The sequence below is a fragment of the Deinococcus apachensis DSM 19763 genome, from assembly GCF_000381345.1.
Classification (GTDB): Bacteria; Deinococcota; Deinococci; order Deinococcales; family Deinococcaceae; genus Deinococcus; species Deinococcus apachensis.
In genome coordinates this window covers 24,312-42,332 of the sequence record NZ_KB906411.1, presented here as the reverse complement: position 1 = coordinate 42,332, position 18,021 = coordinate 24,312, and the positions used below count along the sequence as shown (strand labels likewise).

Sequence of the window (18,021 nt, the reverse complement as noted above, 5' to 3'; positions counted from 1 at the left end):
CCGGAAAAGGGACCGCCTCGTGCCTGCCAGACGCCAGCCCTGAGGGCGAGCGCATGGTTGACGCACGAGGCGGACCGCTGGTTATCCATGCAGAACAGTGGCCTGTTGTTGTGACGGCATGGTAAGGCCCGCCCTGACCGAGCGCAAGAGGACCCGCCCCGCACCCCTCTTCCACCCCTACCGCTTCCCGCAGTGGCGGCTGGTCCCGGCTCAGCAGCCCGCCGGGGTGGGTCATGGAGCATGGCGGCGAGCAGGACCTCCTCGCGGCGCTCCACCCGGATGTGGGTGCAGATGCTGGGGTCAGCAGGAGTGGGGGGACTGTCCGCAGGAGGTGCGGCCGACCGCCCTGCCCTACTTCGAACGGATCGTCACCGAGGCGGAAGGAAGGAGGCAGCGGTTAGCCACACGCTAAATCGGGTCATACAATTCCGTTAGAATCGCATCATACGAGGGGGAACCATGAAACTTCTGCTTACTTCCGCTGGGATCAAAAATGCCAGCATCCACAACGCGCTGGTCGACCTCCTGGGCAAGCCGATTGCTGAGGCCAGTGCCCTGTGCATTCCCACTGCGGGATACGGGCACCCCCAGACCAATCCGGGTCATGCCTGGCGGTTCATCAGTGGACAAGAACCCAGGTGCCCGATGACCGAGCTGGGATGGAAGTCTCTGGGCGTGCTGGAACTCACCGCACTGCCCAGCATCGGTGAAGAGCGCTGGGTCCCCTGGGTCCAGGAGACGGACGTCCTGCTGGTGAATGGGGGCGACGCTCTGTACCTGTGTCACTGGCTGCGGGAGTCTGGGTTGGCGGACCTCCTGCCGTCGCTACGCGAGACCGTTTGGGTGGGGCTGAGCGCCGGGAGCATGGTGATGACCCCGCGCATCGGGAGGTACTTCGTCGAGTGGATGTCGCCTACTGGGAGCGACGAAACGCTGGGCACCGTCGACTTCTCGATCTTCCCGCATCTGGATCACCCGGACCTGCCGGGAAACACCATGGCCGCCGCAGAGAGGTGGGCGGCTGAGATCCAGGGTCCAGCGTACGCGATTGACGATCAGACGGCCATCAGGGTGCAGGGCGGCTCCGCCGAAGTCGTTTCTGAGGGGCATTGGAAGCTGTTTACGCCCTGAACTCACCTCTGCTGGTTCTGGCAACTTAAGCTCGGTAGGGTGGTGAGCCGTGCCGGACCGGAAGCCCGCCCGCTACCGTTTTCCCCTCAGCATCATCAGCTACGCCCTGTGGCTGTAGCACCACTTCCCCCTGAGGCAACGGGATGTCCAGGAGTTGCGGCAAGGGCGTGGGATCCAGGTGAGTCACGAGACCCGGCGCCAGTGGAACATGGGGTTCGTCCTACTGCTCACCGAGCAACTGCGTCATCGGGAGGGGACGTCGGGTTTCCCGGTGGCCTCTCGACCAGGTCTGCGCGCCGGTGGGAGGGGTTAAACACGGGCTGTGGCGTGCGGTTGACGAGCGCGGCGCGGTGCTCGGTATCCTGCTCCAACCGCATCGGGAGCCTGAGGCGGCCCGGACCTTCTTCACCCGGTTGCTCGGTGAGTCCGAGAGTCCCGGGGTCATTCACACCGACAACCTCTGGAGCGGCCCGGCGGCTCTTCGGGAACTCGCCGTGCTCCACAGGGTGGAGCACGTTCAGGTTGCCTCCACGGCCCGCTGCAACACCCTGACCCCGCAATCGCACCGCGCCACTCGGCAGCAGGCTGGGCAACACCTGGGCTTGGGGCGCCGCCGCCGAACTCGGGAGTTCCTGGCCCTGCACGTGCGAGTCCTCGAAGCTTCAACCGCACCACCGGACCCGCCCCAGCATGGCGACGCGACTTGAGCGGCGCCCTGCAGGTCTGGGATGAGGTGATGCAGCGGGCAGCCTGAATTCCAGGCGGCCCACCAGGAACGTCAGCCTGCCCGCCGTTCACTTGCCAGAACCCCCCAGGTCGCGACCCCTACAGAGCGCTCCAGTGGTGATTCGGCAACCCGTGCTCCTCACGCAGCGCCCGCGCAGCCTGCCGATGGGCTTCCCCCGCTGGGCCGCACCGCGCGGCCCGCAGGTCGTGGAGCCGGGCCTGCCACGGGACATTCGGGGCCGCCTGAAGCTCCCCCTCGGCCTCGATGAGGAGAGGGTCTGCCTCTGCCGCGCGGCCCAGGGCGAGCAGGATCGTGGCCTCCTCCAGCGACCGCAGGGCGTTCAGGTGACCGGGGAAAGGCCGACCATCGCGGGAGCGCGTAACCTCATCCCAGGCCGCCTCGGGATGCCCGGCAAGGCGCAGTGTCCTCGCGTGGAGGACCGGAAAGGCTCCCAGGAGCGCGTTGTGCTCGGCGGTGTGGTCGCGGTGGGCCTGGTCGTACAGTGCGCGGGCGAGGTCGAGGTCTCCCGACGACTGGGCGACCATGATTTGCGAATAGAGCAGGGCGACGCGCTCGCCGTGGTTGGCGTCAAGGCGGCCCAGATGCGCCTCGCCGCGCGCCGCCACCTTGCGGGCCGCCGCGACCTCGCCGAGTTCGCACAGCACGCGGGCGAGCTTGGCGAGGCTCGACCCCGCCCGCAGCACGTCGTTTCTGCGCAGGTGCAGCGCCTCCGCCCGCTCCAGGTGCAACCCCGCCTCGCGCGGAGAGGTGGACGTCAGCGCCAGGCCCAGCGCCTCCTGCGCCTTGGCCTGCCACTCCAGCGACCCCGTGCGCTCGCCCAGGTCGGCCAGTCGCCGCAGGTGAACAAGCGTCGCCTCCCGCTGCCCGCGCACGTAGGCGACGAGGGCCAGCCCCTCGGTGAGCTGCGCCTCCACGAGCCAGGTCTCCCGGCCTGCCTCCGCGGCGCGCAGGGCGGCGAGGCCCGACAGGAGGGCGGGCTCGATCCGGGAGACATCCATCGTTCCCTCCAGGGCGCGGTACTCCTGCATGAAGGCAGTCGCGCGCTCCAACGGCGTCACCGCCCCTGCGTGCAGGGCTCGCACCGCGTCCCCATGCCGGGGATCGTCCATGTTCGCCAGCACCTCGGCCCGCAGCGCGAGGGCCCCGAAGGCGGCGGAGGGGTCGTGGACCGCCAGCAGTTCGGCAGCCTCGGCGAAAAAGCGTTGTGCCTCCTCCAGCCGGGCCGCCCGCCACGCCGCATGCCCGGCCTGCACCAGCCACGGGGCGGCCTGCTCGCCCTGCCCCCCGGCCAGCCAGTGTCCGGCCACCCGCGCGGGCGAGACGTTCCCCACGGTCCCCAAGGTGCGGGCCGCGGCGCGGTGCAGCAGACGGCGCACCCCCTCGGGCGTCTCCTGGCGCAGGGTCTCGGCAATCAGGTCGTGACTGAAGCGCTCGCCGACCATAATCTGCGCCTCCTCCAACTCCTCCCAGGCGGCGGCGACCTCGAGCAGCGGTGCGCGCAACACCTCGGCCACCCGTTCGAGCTCGAAGTCGCTCTGGAGGACCGCCGCCGCCCGCGCCGCGTGCAGGGCCGGGGTCGAGAGCCCTGCCAGACGCCGGGTGATCATGACCGACACCTTCCCGGCCACCGGGAGGGGACCCGCCGTACCCGTGAACCCCTGTTCGAGCATGTGCTTGATCGTCTCCAGGACGAACAGCGGATTGCCGCCCGTGAAGCGGGCGAGTTCGTCGCCACGCTCCTCCAGCTCAGTGATGTCCAGGCTCCCCACCAGTTCCTGCACGTCCGTCTCTGAGAGCGGCAAGAGGTCGATCCAGACCGACTGCCCGGCCGCCACGAAGCGCTCGAACACACCCCGCGTCTCCGGGTCCAGCTCCTCGTCGCGGAAGGTACCGACAAAATGCGGCAGCCCCCCCGGCTGGCCGAGCGGGAAGTGGCTTGCCAGCATCGCCATGCCCATCTCGGTGGTCGCGGCATCGACCTCGTGCAGGTCCTCGAACACGCTCACCACCGCACCCTGCAACTGAATCGCCACGCCCGACATGACGTGGATCGCCTCGAGCATGCGCGGGTCGGGGCGGCTGCCGCTCAGGTCCGCCCGCGTCTCGGGCAGCAGGGGCGCGAGGGCGGGCATGACCCACCCGGGCAGCTCAAACCCCGCTGGCAGGAAATCCAGGACCCGGCGGAGCATCCGCGCGGTCGTCGAGAAGGGGGCGGCGCGGTCCCCCGGCCGACCCTCCAGGCGGAAGGCCGGGCCCTTGCTCGCCACGAAGTCGTGCATCAGCCGGGACTTGCCTGACCCTGCCGGGCCCACGAGCAGGATGGACTGCCCCTGCGCCCACGCCTCCTCCATCTGCATCCACGCGGCGGCGCGGCCCACCAGGACCGGGGGCCTGAGGACTGACAGCGGAATTCTCGGGACGGGCGGCGGCGGCGCCTCCACGGCTCCCCTGTCGATCAGCCGGGCGAGGTTGCGGGTCTCGGGCAGGGGCTCCACCCCCAGTTCGCGCTCCAGCAGGTCCCGGCAGCGGTGGTAGGCCCTCAGCGCCGCCGGACGGTCCCCGGCAAGGTACAGCAGCCGCATCAGGCGCCGGTGCGCCTCCTCCGACAGGGGATCGAGGTCCACGAGGTCGCGGGTGAGGCGAATGGCCTCCGTGAAGTTGCCCTCCGCCTCGGCCTGGGCCGCGGCGCCCGCCAACTGTTCGGCTCGCGCGAGGTCAAGGCGCTCCCGCCACGCCAGCACCCACTCGGCGAGGTCGGGCTGGTCGTCGAACGAGAGGCCGTCGAGCAATACGCCGGGCGGCACGCTCTCCACGGGGGCCGCCCCCATCACCCCCCAGGCCGCCACGTCCGACTCCAGCCCGCCCCCAAGCGCGACCGCCTCCCCCGCGTGGATCAGGTCAGGATGGTGGCTTTTCGCCACCCGTCGCAGCAGGTGAACGAGGTTGTTCCGGGCCGCCGCCTCCGGCGTGTTGGGCCAGAGGAGTCCTGCCAGGCGAGAGCGCGAGGTGGGCCCCTCCAGCGCGAGGTAGGTCAGCAGCGCGAGCGTCCGCACCTCACAGCGCACCCCCTCCCCGGACGGGTTCAGGAGGCGCGGTTTGCCGAAGGCCACCAGACGCCAGGCTGCGCTGCTCATGATTCCTTAAGATACAACGGCGCGGAGCCCCGAAATCGAGAGGCCCGACCGTCCTCGCGGGGAGCTGGAACAGGCTTGGATGGGGCGAGAGGTCGTGCGGTCGGAAGGTTAACCGACGCTGCGAGGAGGGTGTTGAGACGCTGGGGCGCGCCGCCCAATTTGACCCCGGGGTGACCCGCATCCCGTCCGCATCAGCCCCACCCCGAGCAGGAGCGCGAGGCCGGGCAGGGCGAGCCAGGCCCAGACCCCAGCGGACAGAGCGGGCAGCAGGGCGGCGCGTGTGCCGTCCAGCGAGTGGTAGACCGTCACCCCATCGCCGGGCCTGTACCGCGCGGCCTGCGTCCGGGCCCACGCTTCGTCCACCGAAGCGACCTCATGCGGCGCGAGGTCGTGGCCTACCCGGGCCACGCCGGAGACCGTGTGGCGGTAGGTGACACGGGGCTCGAAACGCTCGACGGTAAATCCATTGCCGTCCGCGTCCGTCTCATGGGAGACACGGCGCTCGACTGTCGAGGACAGGACGGTGCCGGGCACGCTCTCCCAGTTCGCGCCACGGGTCACGCCAAGCAGCGCGGGCACCAGCACGGCTCCCGTGACCAGGCTCAGCAGCACCAGCGCCAGCCCAGCCGACCTCAAGAAGTCTTTTGTCATCACGTCTCCTACCGGCGGCACGAGCGGTACCCGACAGTGACGGGCCGCCCCGTGGGCTGGCCGCGCCCCCCGCCTCAGCGCCGTGGGTGCACCATGTCCACCGAGAGCGTCATGCCCGTGCCCGCCGTGTAGGTCATATCGAGCACCGCCTCGGGGCCATATTCGCCACCGCGCGCCTTCAGCCAGATCGGCCCCTTGCCCGAGAGGGAGCGTGCGGTGACTTTGTAACGGCCCTGCGGCACCTCGAAGGGAAGCTGGGCTTGGCGCACCCTGATGGGCTGCCCCTTCGAGCCGTCGATGAGCGGTCCCGCTGGCGTCAGGGTGAACTCCACGTCCCCGTATTCGGGCATCTCCCCGGCCTCGGACAGACCGAGGTGCGCGGAGAACAGGGCTCCGTAGTACCCGCCGTTCGGCGTCTTGCCGGTGATCTTGAGCGTGAAGTTGCGAATGGCACCGTCCTTACCCAGGAAGGCGGCCGTGTCGTCCACCTCGGGAGTGAGGGTTTGCTGCTCGCCGCCGTACTTCACGACGATGTGGGCCACGGCGGTCCACGCGTTCAGGATGGGCATCTTCGACAGGTCGAGGTCGTAGCGGCCCTGGGCGTCGGTGGTCGTCCAGACCTCGGAGCCGTCCAGCACCGTGTTGTCGGCACCGACCCGTGCCCCCGCGAGAGGCTTGCCCTGCGAGTTCTTCACCGCGCCGGTCATGTGGAAGGGCCGGGCCTTGGCGGATGCCGTCCGCGTCTGGCCCTGCGCGGCGGCGTCCGCGTGGGCGGTGAGCGCGAGGGGTGTGAGCAGCGAAAGGGCGAGGGTCAGCCGGATCAGGGTTGGCATGGTGTGTTCTCCTGTCATGAAGGGAAGCTCCTGACGTGTAGCGGCGGAACGAAGCCCTGTCCCGCCACTCGCGTTCGCCCGTTCAGGGGTTCTTGAGGAAGAGTTCCAGGGTCTGGCCGTAGTGGCTGTCGTCGGTGAACTCCGCCAGAACGCTGGTCGCCTCGTTCTTCTGCTGGCGCGAACTCAGCAGGAGCTGCTGCTTGACGCCGTTCAGAACGTGAGTGGCGCTGACCCTGTACCGTCCCAACGGGATGTTCGGAACGCCGAACCCCATGACGAACTTGCGGGTCAAGGGCGCGGTGCTCCCCGCCGAGTTCGGGCCGTCGGGCGTGAAGGTGAACTCCAGGGTCTCGTAGTCGAGTTCCACCGCCGAGTGCGCGACCGTGGTGTACACCTTGCCGGTCGCGCCGGTGCTGGCCTTGTAGGTGAAGTTCCGGACGGCCCCTTTCGACCCGTCAAAGGGCGTGTCGTTGTCCGGCGAGAGGCGCACCTCGAAGGGCTGTCCGCCGACTTGCCCGCGCAGGTAGGCACCCGCGTTCCAGGTGCCGGGCTGGTGAGCCAGGGTAATGGTGTACCTCCCCTGGGCGTCGGTCTTACCCACCGCGTTCATGTTGTAGTACGCGGTGTGGTCGGCGAAGACCTCGACCCCCGCGATGGGGTTGCCCTTGTCGTCGCGCACCACACCAGTCATCACGTAGGCCCCGGCATTCACCCCGGCCGTTCCGGCCCCGGCGGTCGTGACGCGCGCGAGGCTCACCGCCGTCTGCTTGCCCTTCGGGGAGATGTTGAACCCGGTGAGGGTGCTGCCCTTCAGGGTGGCTTTGACGGTCTGCACTTCCTTTGCATACGTGTACTTGAACGTGACGAGATTCCTGGCGGCGTCCCAGGTGCCCTGGAAGGGGAAGTCGATCTTGGCGAAACGCAGGACCCCGGTGACGCGGTTGCCTTTCACGGTGAACCTGGCGTCCAGTTCGTAGAAGCCGTCGAGCTTGCCCTTCCAGGCGCCGCTCAGAGTGCTGGCGGGCATGGCGGCGGCGGTTCCGGTGAGGGCGGCGGACACAGGGGCGATGGGCAGCGCGAGGAGGGCGAGGGCGAGCAGTCGGGCGTGGGTCATGGTGGTCTCCAGTTGCGCAACGTGGGTGCGCTTGAACTGACCGGATGATGCAGGGGGCAGGATGATGGGCCGATGGTGGGTGAAGGGCAACAGCCGCGAGTGCCCGTCCTTAGATGAACCGGCGCCATTCAAGCCATGACCGGGGAAGCACGGCCACGTCGAACGTCGCCGTGCATCTCCACCCGCTTAAAGAGGCCTTGGGTCCCACTTGGCGTGGTCAGTGTTCTTGGGCTGAGCCCTCAGCAGGAGAAGGGCGGGGGCTTCGCTCCAGCCAGGACGCCTTTTTTCCAGGGCAGCAGTGGTGCGGAACCGGCCCCTCCGCACCCCAATGATGCAGCACCATTCGCCCATCATCCGCAGCCTTCTACGCTCCGGTCACTAAAGGCGGCACAGGCAAGGTCGCCTTTCAGGAGGAACGCCATGAAGAACGCGAAGTTGCTGCTGCTGGCCCTCGCCGTCACCACCCTCTCCGCCTGCGGTGGCAGCGCGGCCCCCGACCAGCCCGGCCCTACGCCCCCCGGCGCCGAGCAGCCCTCATCCAGCACGCCCACCCCCGGCGCGTACACCGTCACGGGCCGCGTCCTGACTGAAGCCGGTGAGCCGCTGGCAGGGGTGGAGGTCACGGCCTCGCACACAGTGTCCTATACCTACGGCTCTGCGAAAACCGATGCCCAGGGGCGCTACCACATCGCGCTGCCGCACACGCTGGGGTCCTGGGACGTGGGGGCCTCCATGACCCTGACGTTTGGCGGACAGAACTTCGACGTGCGCCTCTCTCCCGAAGACGACCATCCATTTGCCGGAAGCCAGGGCGCGGTGCGCGATTTCGTGTACCGTGCCGAGGACACCCCCAAGGGCAAGGTGCTCGACTACATCGACAACTCGAACGTGGAAATCGACTACAGCACCCTGGAAGTGACCTTCACGCCCGACGGCCCGAATGCAGCGAAAAACACCGAGACGGTGACCGTCAAGTATCCCTACGGCTATGGCCTGCCGGACTTGCCCCTGGGCCAGTACTACGTGACGGCCAGCCACAGGCGCGGCGGCGTGAACGAGCAGTTGCTGATCGCCACGCGCGACAATCCCAACTACGCAGCCCGCGCCCTGGCCCGCTTCCTGCCGGACAGCCACTATGGTCCCACGCTGGAACTGTTCTGGAAGAACCCCGAATGAGGGAGGGAGTCCTCCTGAATCAGGCACCCTCCATCCGCCTGCTTGCCACCCTCTCGCTGCTCCTCGGGGGCGTGCTTGCCGCCCCGCCCGCCCCCGTCCCGGCCACCCCCTACGTCGTCACGGGGACCGTACACAATGTCCTCCACGAGCCCCATGTCGGCGTAAAGGTCGTCGCCACGCCGGAAGGGGCGGGCAGCCCGGTGAGCGCCACGACCGACGGCTCGGGACGCTACCGCATCACCCTGCCCCGCACGCCGCGCCAGTGGACCGTCGAGGCGCACGTGTTGATGAGCATGGGCGGCACGGGCTCCGTCATGACCTGGGGGCCCGACGATTACAAACCCTTCCAGGGCGCACGGGGCGCCATGCGTGACATTTCGGTTGGCCCGTACCTCCAGGAGTCCTACGGCTCTGTAGACCCCGGCCTTGCGCACTCGGGCGTCGAACTCGACTACGCTACCCTGGAAGTGACCTTCGAGCCGAAGGTGCCCAACGTGTTCGGCCACAGGGAGACCTTCACGCGGCGCTACGTGGAGGGCGAGGGCGTCCGCAACGTGCCGCTCGGCTCGTACTACGTCAGTGTCTCGCAGGTGCTGAACGGTGTTCGGCAGCGGCTGGTCATCTCACAACCTCCCGGCAATCGGGTCGAGACCTCGCTGCCGCCTTCGACTCGCTACCTCGCCTACTTCGGCAGGGAGAACATCATGCGGCTGTTCCTGAACAATCCCTGAAGCGGCCAGCGCAGGAGCGCCCTTCCTTGTGTGAGGGGCGCTCCGCTTTCGAGTCCTGATCTCAACGCCGCCAGAGTTGACACCTCGCCGAGCGCGAGCGGGGCCACCGTCACCACCGACCAGACATGAGCGGCGTCGCCGGATTCCACCGCCCGGACCGGGGCGACGAACCGGTGGAACTCCTCTCATTGAAATCCGAGGCTGATTCCCCACATCCAGCCGCCCTTTCCCCGGTGCCGGTTTGCCCGTTCCGGCCACCCGGCGTCCCACCATCCGGCCATCATCCCCCCTGCGTCACGCTGCGGCCATGAACAGAGCACGTCGACCATTGGCCCTCGCCGCCGCCCTCCTCGCTTCGCCCGCCCTGGCCGCTGGGTCCTGGGTGTCCCTGAGCGACCAGACCATCCTGGGTCCCGAAACCGAGATGCGCGCCGAGGTGGCCCAACTCCGCGCGGAAGCGTGCAGACCCGCCGTGCGCGACTACCAGACGCCCGGCCTCGCACCTGTGGGCGGGCTGAACATCGACGAGGCGATCAAAACCCTGGAGAGGACGCTCGCCACGCTGAAACCCGGCGACCCGGCACGTGCGGGGTTGGAGCACTCGTTGAAGATGCTGCGCGAGCAAAAGGAGAAGGGAACGAAGGTGCTGCCCCTGCCCGTCCGCCGGGAAAAGGGCGCGATGACTTTCGATACCGCGATCAAGGCAGCGCAAACATTGGTGGGCGCGGCGGGCAAGAAGGCGGTGGGCAGCACCTCGTCAGACGTGGCAGCGGCCCTGGCGGCGGAGAGTCCCCGGGCGGCCCTGGCCCTGCTGCTCGCCGGGCAGCGCGCAAAGCCCAAGGACCCGATGACCCTGGTGAACCTCGCGGGCGTGCTGACGCTGGCAGGATTGCCGCGCGAGGCCATCGCGGTGCTTGACCGGGCGGCGGAACTGGGTGGCAAGCTGCCCTCGCCCGGAGGTGTGCCTGGGCAGGCCATTGCCCTGACGAACCGGGGGCACGCCTTCCTGGGCCTGGGGCGCTGGAGTGAGGCGCAGGCTCCCCTGAAGCAGGCCCTCGCGCTCGCCCCCGACCTCTCCGAGGCCAGGATGAACCTCTCCAAGGCCCTGCTGTGCTCGGGCGACGTGACCGCGGCAACGCGCGAACTCCGCACGGCCCTGCGCCGCACCGTCGCGCCCGAGAGAAGCGACCTCATCATTACCGAGGACACGCCCGGCACGCACGGCGACGCCCTCAAGCCACGCGAGCAGGCGTCCACCCGGCGCTCGGCCCGGACGCTGTTCGACCTCTCGCGGGGGGCAACCTTCGACCTGCCACAGCTCAAGTTGCCCAGAAACCGCCAGGAAGCCGTCGTGCTGAACAGGAAGTACGAGGCCCTGGAGCGCGAGGGGCGCGGCATCCTGAACGCCCTGCACGCACGGGCAGTTGCGCCGAATCTCTCGCTGATGCTCGATCCCGGCGAGCTGCGCTGGTACGGGCTCGTGAGTGGAGCCATCAACACCTCGGTCTTCGAGCCGGAGGTCTGGCCCGCGTACCAGGCGGCGTACCGGGCGCACTACGCGATGGAAAAGGCCCGCCCCGCCCTGACGGACGCCCGCAACAAAACCATCGAGCGGGGCATCGCCGCGCTGTCCGCCCCCATCACCTGCGAGATGCGCAAGAAGGTCTACGACGACGCCGAACAGACCTACATGGACGCCTTCCGGCCCTACGTGAAGGGCCAGGAGCAGGCGATGGCGCGCTTCGTGTCGGCGCGGGTGAAATTTGAGACGGCACTCGCCGCCAACATTCCCGATCCGCGGGTGCGGGCGGCGAAGCGGGCGAGCATCGAGGCCTCGGCCAAAGCCTCGTTCTACGGGCCGGTCGTGTACGGCGCCATCCTGCTGAGCGACGTGACGGACCTCGACACCGTGTGTGCAGGCCCGCTGCCGAACGTGCCCCTCGACCTCGCCGAACTGCCCACCCTCGACGCCGACCCCTGCGGCGGCGCCTTGTCCAGCATGAAGCTCAAGTCCAAGGTACCCTCGGCGACTCTCAAGGGGCAGGGGCTGGGCCTGAGCTGGTCGCTGAGCTGCAAGAAGATCGACATCGAACTCTCGACCTCCTCCCTGATGGGCACGGACTGGCTGGGCGGCTTCGCCTCGGCGAGCCTGGACTGGAACGGCAACGCGACGCTGTTTACCGGGGTCAAGGCGGAGTTGAAACTTCCCAAGAGCGTGCCTGCTACAGGCGGCGTGGGTGCCAAGGAGGGCGTGTACATCAAGTTCGGCAAAGGCGGCATTCAGGACGCTGGGATGCGCGTGGAACTCAAGGGGTCGCTGGGCGCAGGGCCAGACGCCTCCACCGGCGTGTGGGAGGGCAAGATCGAGCAGGAGTTCGGCGTGGCGGCAGCGGTGGCGTACTGGCGCGAACGTTAAGAGGGCAGGGCGGGCGGGTAGGTCTCGGAACACGGGGCCTCTCCGTCTCCTTTCCCTCCACCATCGGCTCATCATCCCCGTTTTCCTACGGTGGGCGCAGCTCAAAGGCCGCACAGGCCACCCAGGAGACGCCATGAATCAGATCACCGCCCGCCGCTTCCTTCCCCTTCTCGCCACCCTGACGCTCACAGGGGCGGCACACGCCGCCGCACCGACCCGCGTCGTCCAAGGCACCACTCAGCTCGCTGGAGTGGCCGCGAAGCTGGGGCAGACCTTCACCCTGGGCAAGGGAAGCCCCTTGAACTTCACGCTGCTGAAGGCCGAGTACAGCGTGGGCCGCGTGGTGATCGGCAAGACGGTGTACTTCCCCAAGGCCGCCGAGAAGCTGCTGGTCCTCCATTTCACCGTCCACAACCCGCAGAAGGCGGAGGTGCGCTGCTACTGGCCAGACCTGCGCTCCACCGCCTTCGACGCCCAGGACCGCGGCTTTTCCTACGTGCAGGCCGTGGCCCACGATGGCACGAGCGAGAGTCTGGCGGTGCGGCTCAAGCCCGCCGAAAAACTGAACGTGATGACCGTCATCCGCGTGCCTGCTGCTGGCGTAGTGCCCAAGCTGATGGTTCAGCGAGAGGGGGACGGCGAGGTGCTGCGTTACGACCTGCGCGGGGGGGTACAACCGTTCGCCAAGGGACTCGCTGATCCCACCGACGCCAGCGGCGCCACCCCGCTGGCCCAGGTGCCCACCGCCCTGAAGACCTTCAGCCCGCTGGAACGCTTCAAGGTGCGGCTGGACGAAGTGAAGTTCACCCAGGAGGCCCTGAACGGTGATGCCCCGGCCGTCGGGCAACGCTACCTGAGCGCCGTGTTCACCCTCCGCCGGTGAAGTTGCCCGAACTGTCTTGGGCGTGCTGACAACAGGACTGGGGGCTTCATGGGCACTTCCGACGGCGGGCAGGGCGCATGGCTCACCGGAGAGAAACATGAGGCACGCACAAAGGCGAGACGACCCGCAGATAAGAATCGCCCGCTGGCATAGGCTGTGCGGATGAACTTCCCGGCGCACCATACCCGGGCGCCTGGGTTATCCGCGCTCGACGGCCTGCCGCAGGCCGCAATCGGCACCACTGAGGCTGGTGAGGGCGCGTATGCCAATCCTGCCTGGCAGGTCAGCACGGGCCTGGACACGCCGGACCTCCAGGCCGCCCTGCACCCGGACGAGGCCGCGCACGCGCTGGGGCAGTGGGCGAACGACCGCGCGCACGGACGCCCCAGCGCCCTCACCCTGCGCCTGCGCACCGCTGACGGCACGTACCGCGACCACCGCGCCGACCACCAACCCCTGCCCGCAGCGGGAACGCTGCCCGCGCGCTGGCTGCTCGTCTTCACCAACGTGCAGCATGTTCCCGCAACAGCCGTGCAGCTCGCCTGGGACGAGAGCCCGGACTGCATCAAGACCCTTGACCTGAACGGGCAGCTGCTCGCCATGAACGCTGGCGGCCAGCGCGTCATGGAAGTCCCCGACTTCGCGATGTGCGCGGGCGCGTACTGGCCGGAGTTCTGGGAAAACGACACCCGCCCGCACGTCGAGGCCGCGGTGAAACGGGCGCGTCAAGGCCACACGGCGCACTTCGAGGGCTTTTGCCGGACCCTTGCGGGCACGCCCAAATGGTGGGACGTCACCGTGCGGGGTGTGCGCGATGCCCAGGGGCAGGTCACGCACCTCCTCGCGGTGTCACGCGACATCACTGGCCGCGTGCGCGGGGAGCAGCTCGCACGCGGTCAGGCCGACATCCTGGAGGCCCTCACCCGCGGCGAACCCCTCGCGGACGTCCTGACCCGCACCGCGCGCCTCATGGAGTCGCTGGTCGGGGACACGGCGCGGTGCGCCGTCATGGGCCTGGACGCGGCCAGTGGCGTGCTGCGGGTGCAGGCGGCGCCCAGTCTGGAGAGCGCCTTCCGGGGGGCGCTTGGGGCCGTACCGCTCGGGCACACCGGCGGCGCTTGTGGGGTCACCGCGCAGAGCGTGCAGGTCACCGCGGTGGAGGACTACCACACCGACCCCCGCTGGCCGGAAATGCGCGGGTTTGCGGACGCGTTCGGGGTGCGGGCCTGCTGGTCGGTACCCCTGCTTGACGAGACCGGCGAGGTGCACGGCACCCTGGCGCTGTACTTCGCCGCGCCCACGAAAGTGACTGCCGCGCAGGAGGACATCGCGCGAGCCGGGGCCAGGCTCGCCACCTTCGCCCTGCAACAACACCGCAGGCGCGAGGCCTTGCGGCGCAGCGAGCAGCGTTACCGCACGTTGTTCGAGGCGCTGCCGCACATCCTGTGGACCTCCAGGCAAGGCGGGCAGTCGAACCAGTTCAACGGGTACTGGCACGCCTTCACCGGGCTCCCCACCCGGACGCAGGGACTCGAGTGGGCTGAGGCCATCCACCCCGACGACCGCGCAACCGCAGTGCAAGCGCGCCAGCGCGGCCTGGCCACCGGCACCCCGTACACCGCGGACATCCGCTTCCGCCGCACGGACGGCACGTATCGCTGGCACACCGCCCACGTGGTGCCTCTGCCCGCGGACCAGGCGACCGACGAGTACCAGTGGTTGGGGTACGCGGTGGACATTCACGACCGCATGGAGGCTGAGGCGGCGCTGCGCGCGAGTGCGGCGCACTTCCGGCGCCTGGCTGACGTGAACCCCATCGGGGTGGCGCTCGGTCACCCCGACGGCCGGGTGTCGTACGCGAACGACGCGTACCTGCGCCTGTTGAACGTGACGCGTGCAGACCTGGACGTGGGGGGCGTGAACTGGCACGCCCTGACGCCGCCGGAGTGGCGGGCGCAGGACAAGCGGGCCCTCGCTCAGGCACAGGCGCGGGGCCACAGCGATCCGTACGAGAAGGAATACCTGCTCGCCGACGGCCGCCGCCTGCCCGTCCTGGTGGTGGTGGCGCAGCTGGGCGACGGGGAAGATCTGCAAGTCCGGTTCGTGCTCGACCTCACCGACCGCAAAGCACTGGAACGGACGCTGAATGACGAGAACAACGAGTTGCGGGCCTTGAACGAGCAGATTCTCGCCTCTGCCGCGGACGGGGTGTTCGGCCTGGACCTGAAGGGGCATACGACGTTCGCCAATCCGGCGGCGCTGGGGATGACCGGCTACGCGCTCGACGAGATGCTCGGCCAGCAGCAACACGCCCTGCTGCACCACACCCGCGCCGACGGCACACCGTACCCGCTCGCGGACTGCCCCATCTGCCAAGTGACGCGGGACGGCACGGAACGCCAGGTCACGAACGAGGTGTTCTGGCGGCGGGACGGCACGGCCTTCCCGGTGGAATACAGTGCTACGCCCCTCCTGGATGGGAGCGGCATCCAGGAGGGGGTGGTGGTGACCTTCCGGGACATCACTGAACGGCGGCGCACCGAGCACGCGCTGCAGGCCGCCAACGAGGAGTTGCGGCGCTCCAACCGCGACCTGGAGCGGTTCGCCTTCGTTGCGTCTCACGACCTCCAGGAACCCCTGCGCACCGTCGCGAGCTTTACGGAACTGCTCGTTCGGCGGTCCGGCGCTGGCGACGCTCAAGCCGCGCGGTACGCTCGATTCGTGGTGGACGGTGTGCAGCGCATGAAGACCACCATCGAGGACCTGCTGGCGTACTCCCGCGTTCGTGCTGAAACCCAGGACTGGGGACTGGTGAACACCGAGGAAGTGTTAGGACGTACACTCGCTGATTTGAACGCGGCGATCACCACGAGTGGTGCGCAGATCACCTGGGACGCGCTGCCCGTCGTTCCCGGGGACGCGGCCCAGCTGGCGCAGGTGTTCGCGAACCTGCTCGGCAACGCCGTGAAGTTCCGGCGTCCGGGTGTGCCGCCGAGCGCGCACGTCTCCGCCACTCCTGAAGGGCACCTGTGGCATTTCGAGGTGCGCGACAACGGCCTGGGCATTGAGGAAGCGTACGTCGAGCGAGTGTTCGAGATGTTCCAGCGCCTGCACCCGCGTGAAGCGTTCCCGGGTACTGGGATGGGCCTCGCGATCGTGCGGCGCATCGTGGAACGCCATGGGGGACGCGCCTGGGTGACGTCCACGCCGGGCGAGGGCAGCACCTTCCACTTCACCCTGCCCGCCGCCGTTGCCGTAACGGCGGGTACGTGACGGCTGACGGATGCCAGACAGAAGCGGTGGGCTGATCTGTGAACTGGCGTGCTCAGGACACGTTGCGTGAGGTGGGGCTACAGCAGAAAGCCGCCTCTGCGACCAGAGACCACGCCTTTAGCGGTGTTCCACTTGGTCCAGCAATCCTTCCGGCGTCCGTAGTCCGGCGATGAGCAGTTCGACCAGGCGACGGGCGTTATAGCGGGGGTCATTCCCTGCGCCAATGCAGAGGTTGCCGACGCCGCGCATCAGTTCGTAGGCCTCTACGCCCTGGCGGATCTCACCAGCCATCACTGCGGCGTCGAGCAAGACGGCACAGACGGGCACGAGCTGATCAAGGAAGGAGGCGTGCAGAGCGTTGAAGCTGGGTTGGTCGGACTGCATTACCGCAGCCAGCCCGTGCTTGGTGATGAGGAAGTCAACGAAGAGGTTGATCCATTGCCTCAGCGCCTCGAAAGGCGTGGGGCTGCTGGCAAGTAGGGCTGGACCAGCCTCGGCGCAGCCTTCAACTTGATGGCGATAGACGGCGACGATCAGGTCCGCCCGGGTCGGGAAGTGCCGGTAGATGGTGCCCGTTCCGACGCCAGCTTTGGCCGCGATGTCACGTATCGGCACATTGACGCCGGACGTGACAAAGAGGGCGGCAGCGGCGTCAAGCAGCGTCTGCTCGTTCCGCCGAGCATCGGCCCGCCTAGGCCGGGTGTCTTGTCCTGCTCGCTCGTCCCTCTCCATCACTGTACCGCCTCCCTCCATCACACTATTTGACAAGCGGAACATCGTTCCGTATTTTATTGGAACGTCGTTCCGCTTGGGCATGGTACCCGAACGGAGGCCCGGCGACTACGCCCCGTTCGGCCATCACGGCCCCACTCTGGAGGAACAATCTCATGCACTACCGCATCCTCGGCCGCACCGGCGTCCAGGTCAGCTCGCTCGCGCTCGGCGCGATGAACTTCGGCCAGATCGGACGCACTACTCAGGAGGAAGTCACCGCCCTTGTCGATGCCGCCCTGGGCGCCGGGATCAACTTCATCGACACCGCCGACGTGTACAGCGGCGGCGAGTCCGAGGAGATGGTCGGCAGGGCCATTGCCGGGCGCCGTGACGACATCGTGCTGGCCACAAAGGCCAGCCTGCCAATGGGGGACGGGCGCAACCACCGGGGCGGCTCACGACGCTGGCTCGTCACTGCGGTGGAGAACAGCCTGCGCCGCCTCGGTGTCGATCACATCGACCTCTACCAGATCCACCGCTGGGACCCCACCACCAGTGACGAGGAGACCCTCTCGGCGTTGACGGACCTTCAGCGCGCGGGAAAGATCCGGTATTTCGGCTCCTCGACCTACCCGGCCCACCGCATCGTGCAGGCGCAGTGGGCGGCCCGGGACCACCACCTGGGCCGGTACGTCACGGAGCAGCCGGGCTACTCGATCCTCCAACGCGGGGTCGAGGCCCATGTCCTGCCCGTGACTGAGGAGTACGGGCTTGGCGTGCTGGTCTGGAGCCCACTCGCCTCGGGCTGGTTATCAGGGGCGGTCCGTGAGGGCCGGGAGATCACCACCAGCCGCTCCACCTTCATGCCGCAGCGGTTCGACCTGTCCATCCCGTCCAATAGGGCCAGGCTCGACGCGGTGGAGCAACTGGCGAGGGTTGCCGACGAGGCTGGCCTGACGATGATTCAGCTCGCGCTCGGGTTCGTGAAGGCCCACCCCGCCGTCACCAGCGCGATCATCGGCCCCCGCACGCTGGAGCACCTGCACTCGCAACTGGCCGCCGCGGACACTGTGCTTTCCACCGACGTGCTGGACGCGATTGACAGCATCGTCCCTCCCGGCACTGACCTGGCCCCGCACGAAAAGTTCGACACGCCGCCCGCCCTGCTCGACCCCTCGCTGCGCCGCCGTTGACACCTGACCCCAAAGGAGGCGGCC

The 18,021-nt window shown here is 68.5% G+C and carries 12 protein-coding genes and 1 pseudogene; 8 read left to right on the top strand and 5 right to left on the bottom strand.

The annotated features are described in order from the left end of the window. Nucleotides 1-459 precede the first annotated feature (459 nt). Together F784_RS0116545 and F784_RS25520 are read left to right on the top strand one after the other, a co-directional pair. A complete protein-coding gene (locus F784_RS0116545) occupies nt 460-1,131 on the top strand; it encodes a Type 1 glutamine amidotransferase-like domain-containing protein (RefSeq protein ID WP_019587841.1) in 672 nt (223 codons plus the stop codon). Between the two features lie 49 nt (nt 1,132-1,180). After that, nucleotides 1,181-1,838: pseudogene (locus tag F784_RS25520) on the top strand (IS6 family transposase). Nucleotides 1,839-1,956: 118 nt separating this feature from the next. Here the strand turns inward: F784_RS25520 and F784_RS23595 are convergent. The 4 genes from F784_RS23595 to F784_RS0116520 form a co-directional block, all read right to left on the bottom strand. After that, nucleotides 1,957-5,013 carry a BTAD domain-containing putative transcriptional regulator gene (locus tag F784_RS23595; protein ID WP_019587839.1) on the bottom strand — a complete coding sequence of 1,019 codons (3,057 nt, stop codon included), beginning with the start codon at nt 5,011-5,013 and terminating at the stop codon, nt 1,957-1,959. Between the two features lie 108 nt (nt 5,014-5,121). Continuing rightward, entirely contained in the window at nt 5,122-5,664 is a 543-nt protein-coding gene (locus F784_RS0116530) for a DUF3592 domain-containing protein (RefSeq protein WP_019587838.1), read from the bottom strand. A 74-nt stretch (nt 5,665-5,738) separates the two neighbouring features. Next, nucleotides 5,739-6,497, bottom strand: coding sequence for a carboxypeptidase-like regulatory domain-containing protein (locus F784_RS0116525; protein WP_019587837.1), 759 nt, complete (start codon nt 6,495-6,497; stop codon nt 5,739-5,741). A gap of 82 nt (nt 6,498-6,579) precedes the next feature. Further along, on the bottom strand, nt 6,580-7,611 hold the full coding sequence (locus tag F784_RS0116520) for a hypothetical protein (protein WP_019587836.1): 1,032 nt from the start codon (nt 7,609-7,611) through the stop codon (nt 6,580-6,582). Nucleotides 7,612-8,031: 420 nt separating this feature from the next. Here F784_RS0116520 and F784_RS0116515 point away from each other — a divergent pair, with 420 nt between their 5' ends. From F784_RS0116515 to F784_RS24785, 5 genes are all read left to right on the top strand, one after another. After that, nucleotides 8,032-8,787, top strand: coding sequence for a carboxypeptidase-like regulatory domain-containing protein (locus F784_RS0116515; RefSeq protein WP_019587835.1), 756 nt, complete (start codon nt 8,032-8,034; stop codon nt 8,785-8,787). Next, on the top strand, nt 8,784-9,518 hold the full coding sequence (locus F784_RS23590) for a carboxypeptidase-like regulatory domain-containing protein (RefSeq protein WP_019587834.1): 735 nt from the start codon (nt 8,784-8,786) through the stop codon (nt 9,516-9,518). The genes F784_RS0116515 and F784_RS23590 overlap by 4 nt, the downstream gene beginning before the upstream one ends. Nucleotides 9,519-9,825: 307 nt before the next feature. After that, the gene (locus F784_RS0116505) at nt 9,826-11,934 is read left to right on the top strand and encodes a tetratricopeptide repeat protein (protein ID WP_157465322.1); all 2,109 of its coding nucleotides are present in this window, start codon (nt 9,826-9,828) and stop codon (nt 11,932-11,934) included. A gap of 133 nt (nt 11,935-12,067) precedes the next feature. Then, a complete protein-coding gene (locus F784_RS0116500; RefSeq protein WP_019587832.1) occupies nt 12,068-12,817 on the top strand; it encodes a hypothetical protein in 750 nt (249 codons plus the stop codon). A gap of 162 nt (nt 12,818-12,979) precedes the next feature. Further along, nucleotides 12,980-16,090 carry a PAS domain S-box protein gene (locus F784_RS24785; RefSeq protein WP_019587831.1) on the top strand — a complete coding sequence of 1,037 codons (3,111 nt, stop codon included), beginning with the start codon at nt 12,980-12,982 and terminating at the stop codon, nt 16,088-16,090. Between the two features lie 117 nt (nt 16,091-16,207). Here the strand turns inward: F784_RS24785 and F784_RS0116490 are convergent, their stop codons facing one another. Further along, nucleotides 16,208-16,822, bottom strand: coding sequence for a TetR/AcrR family transcriptional regulator (locus F784_RS0116490; protein ID WP_019587830.1), 615 nt, complete (start codon nt 16,820-16,822; stop codon nt 16,208-16,210). A gap of 155 nt (nt 16,823-16,977) precedes the next feature. Here F784_RS0116490 and F784_RS0116485 point away from each other — a divergent pair, with 155 nt between their 5' ends. Then, complete coding sequence (locus F784_RS0116485) at nt 16,978-17,997, top strand: aldo/keto reductase (RefSeq protein WP_019587829.1); 1,020 nt, start codon at nt 16,978-16,980, stop codon at nt 17,995-17,997. Nucleotides 17,998-18,021: the final 24 nt, after the last annotated feature.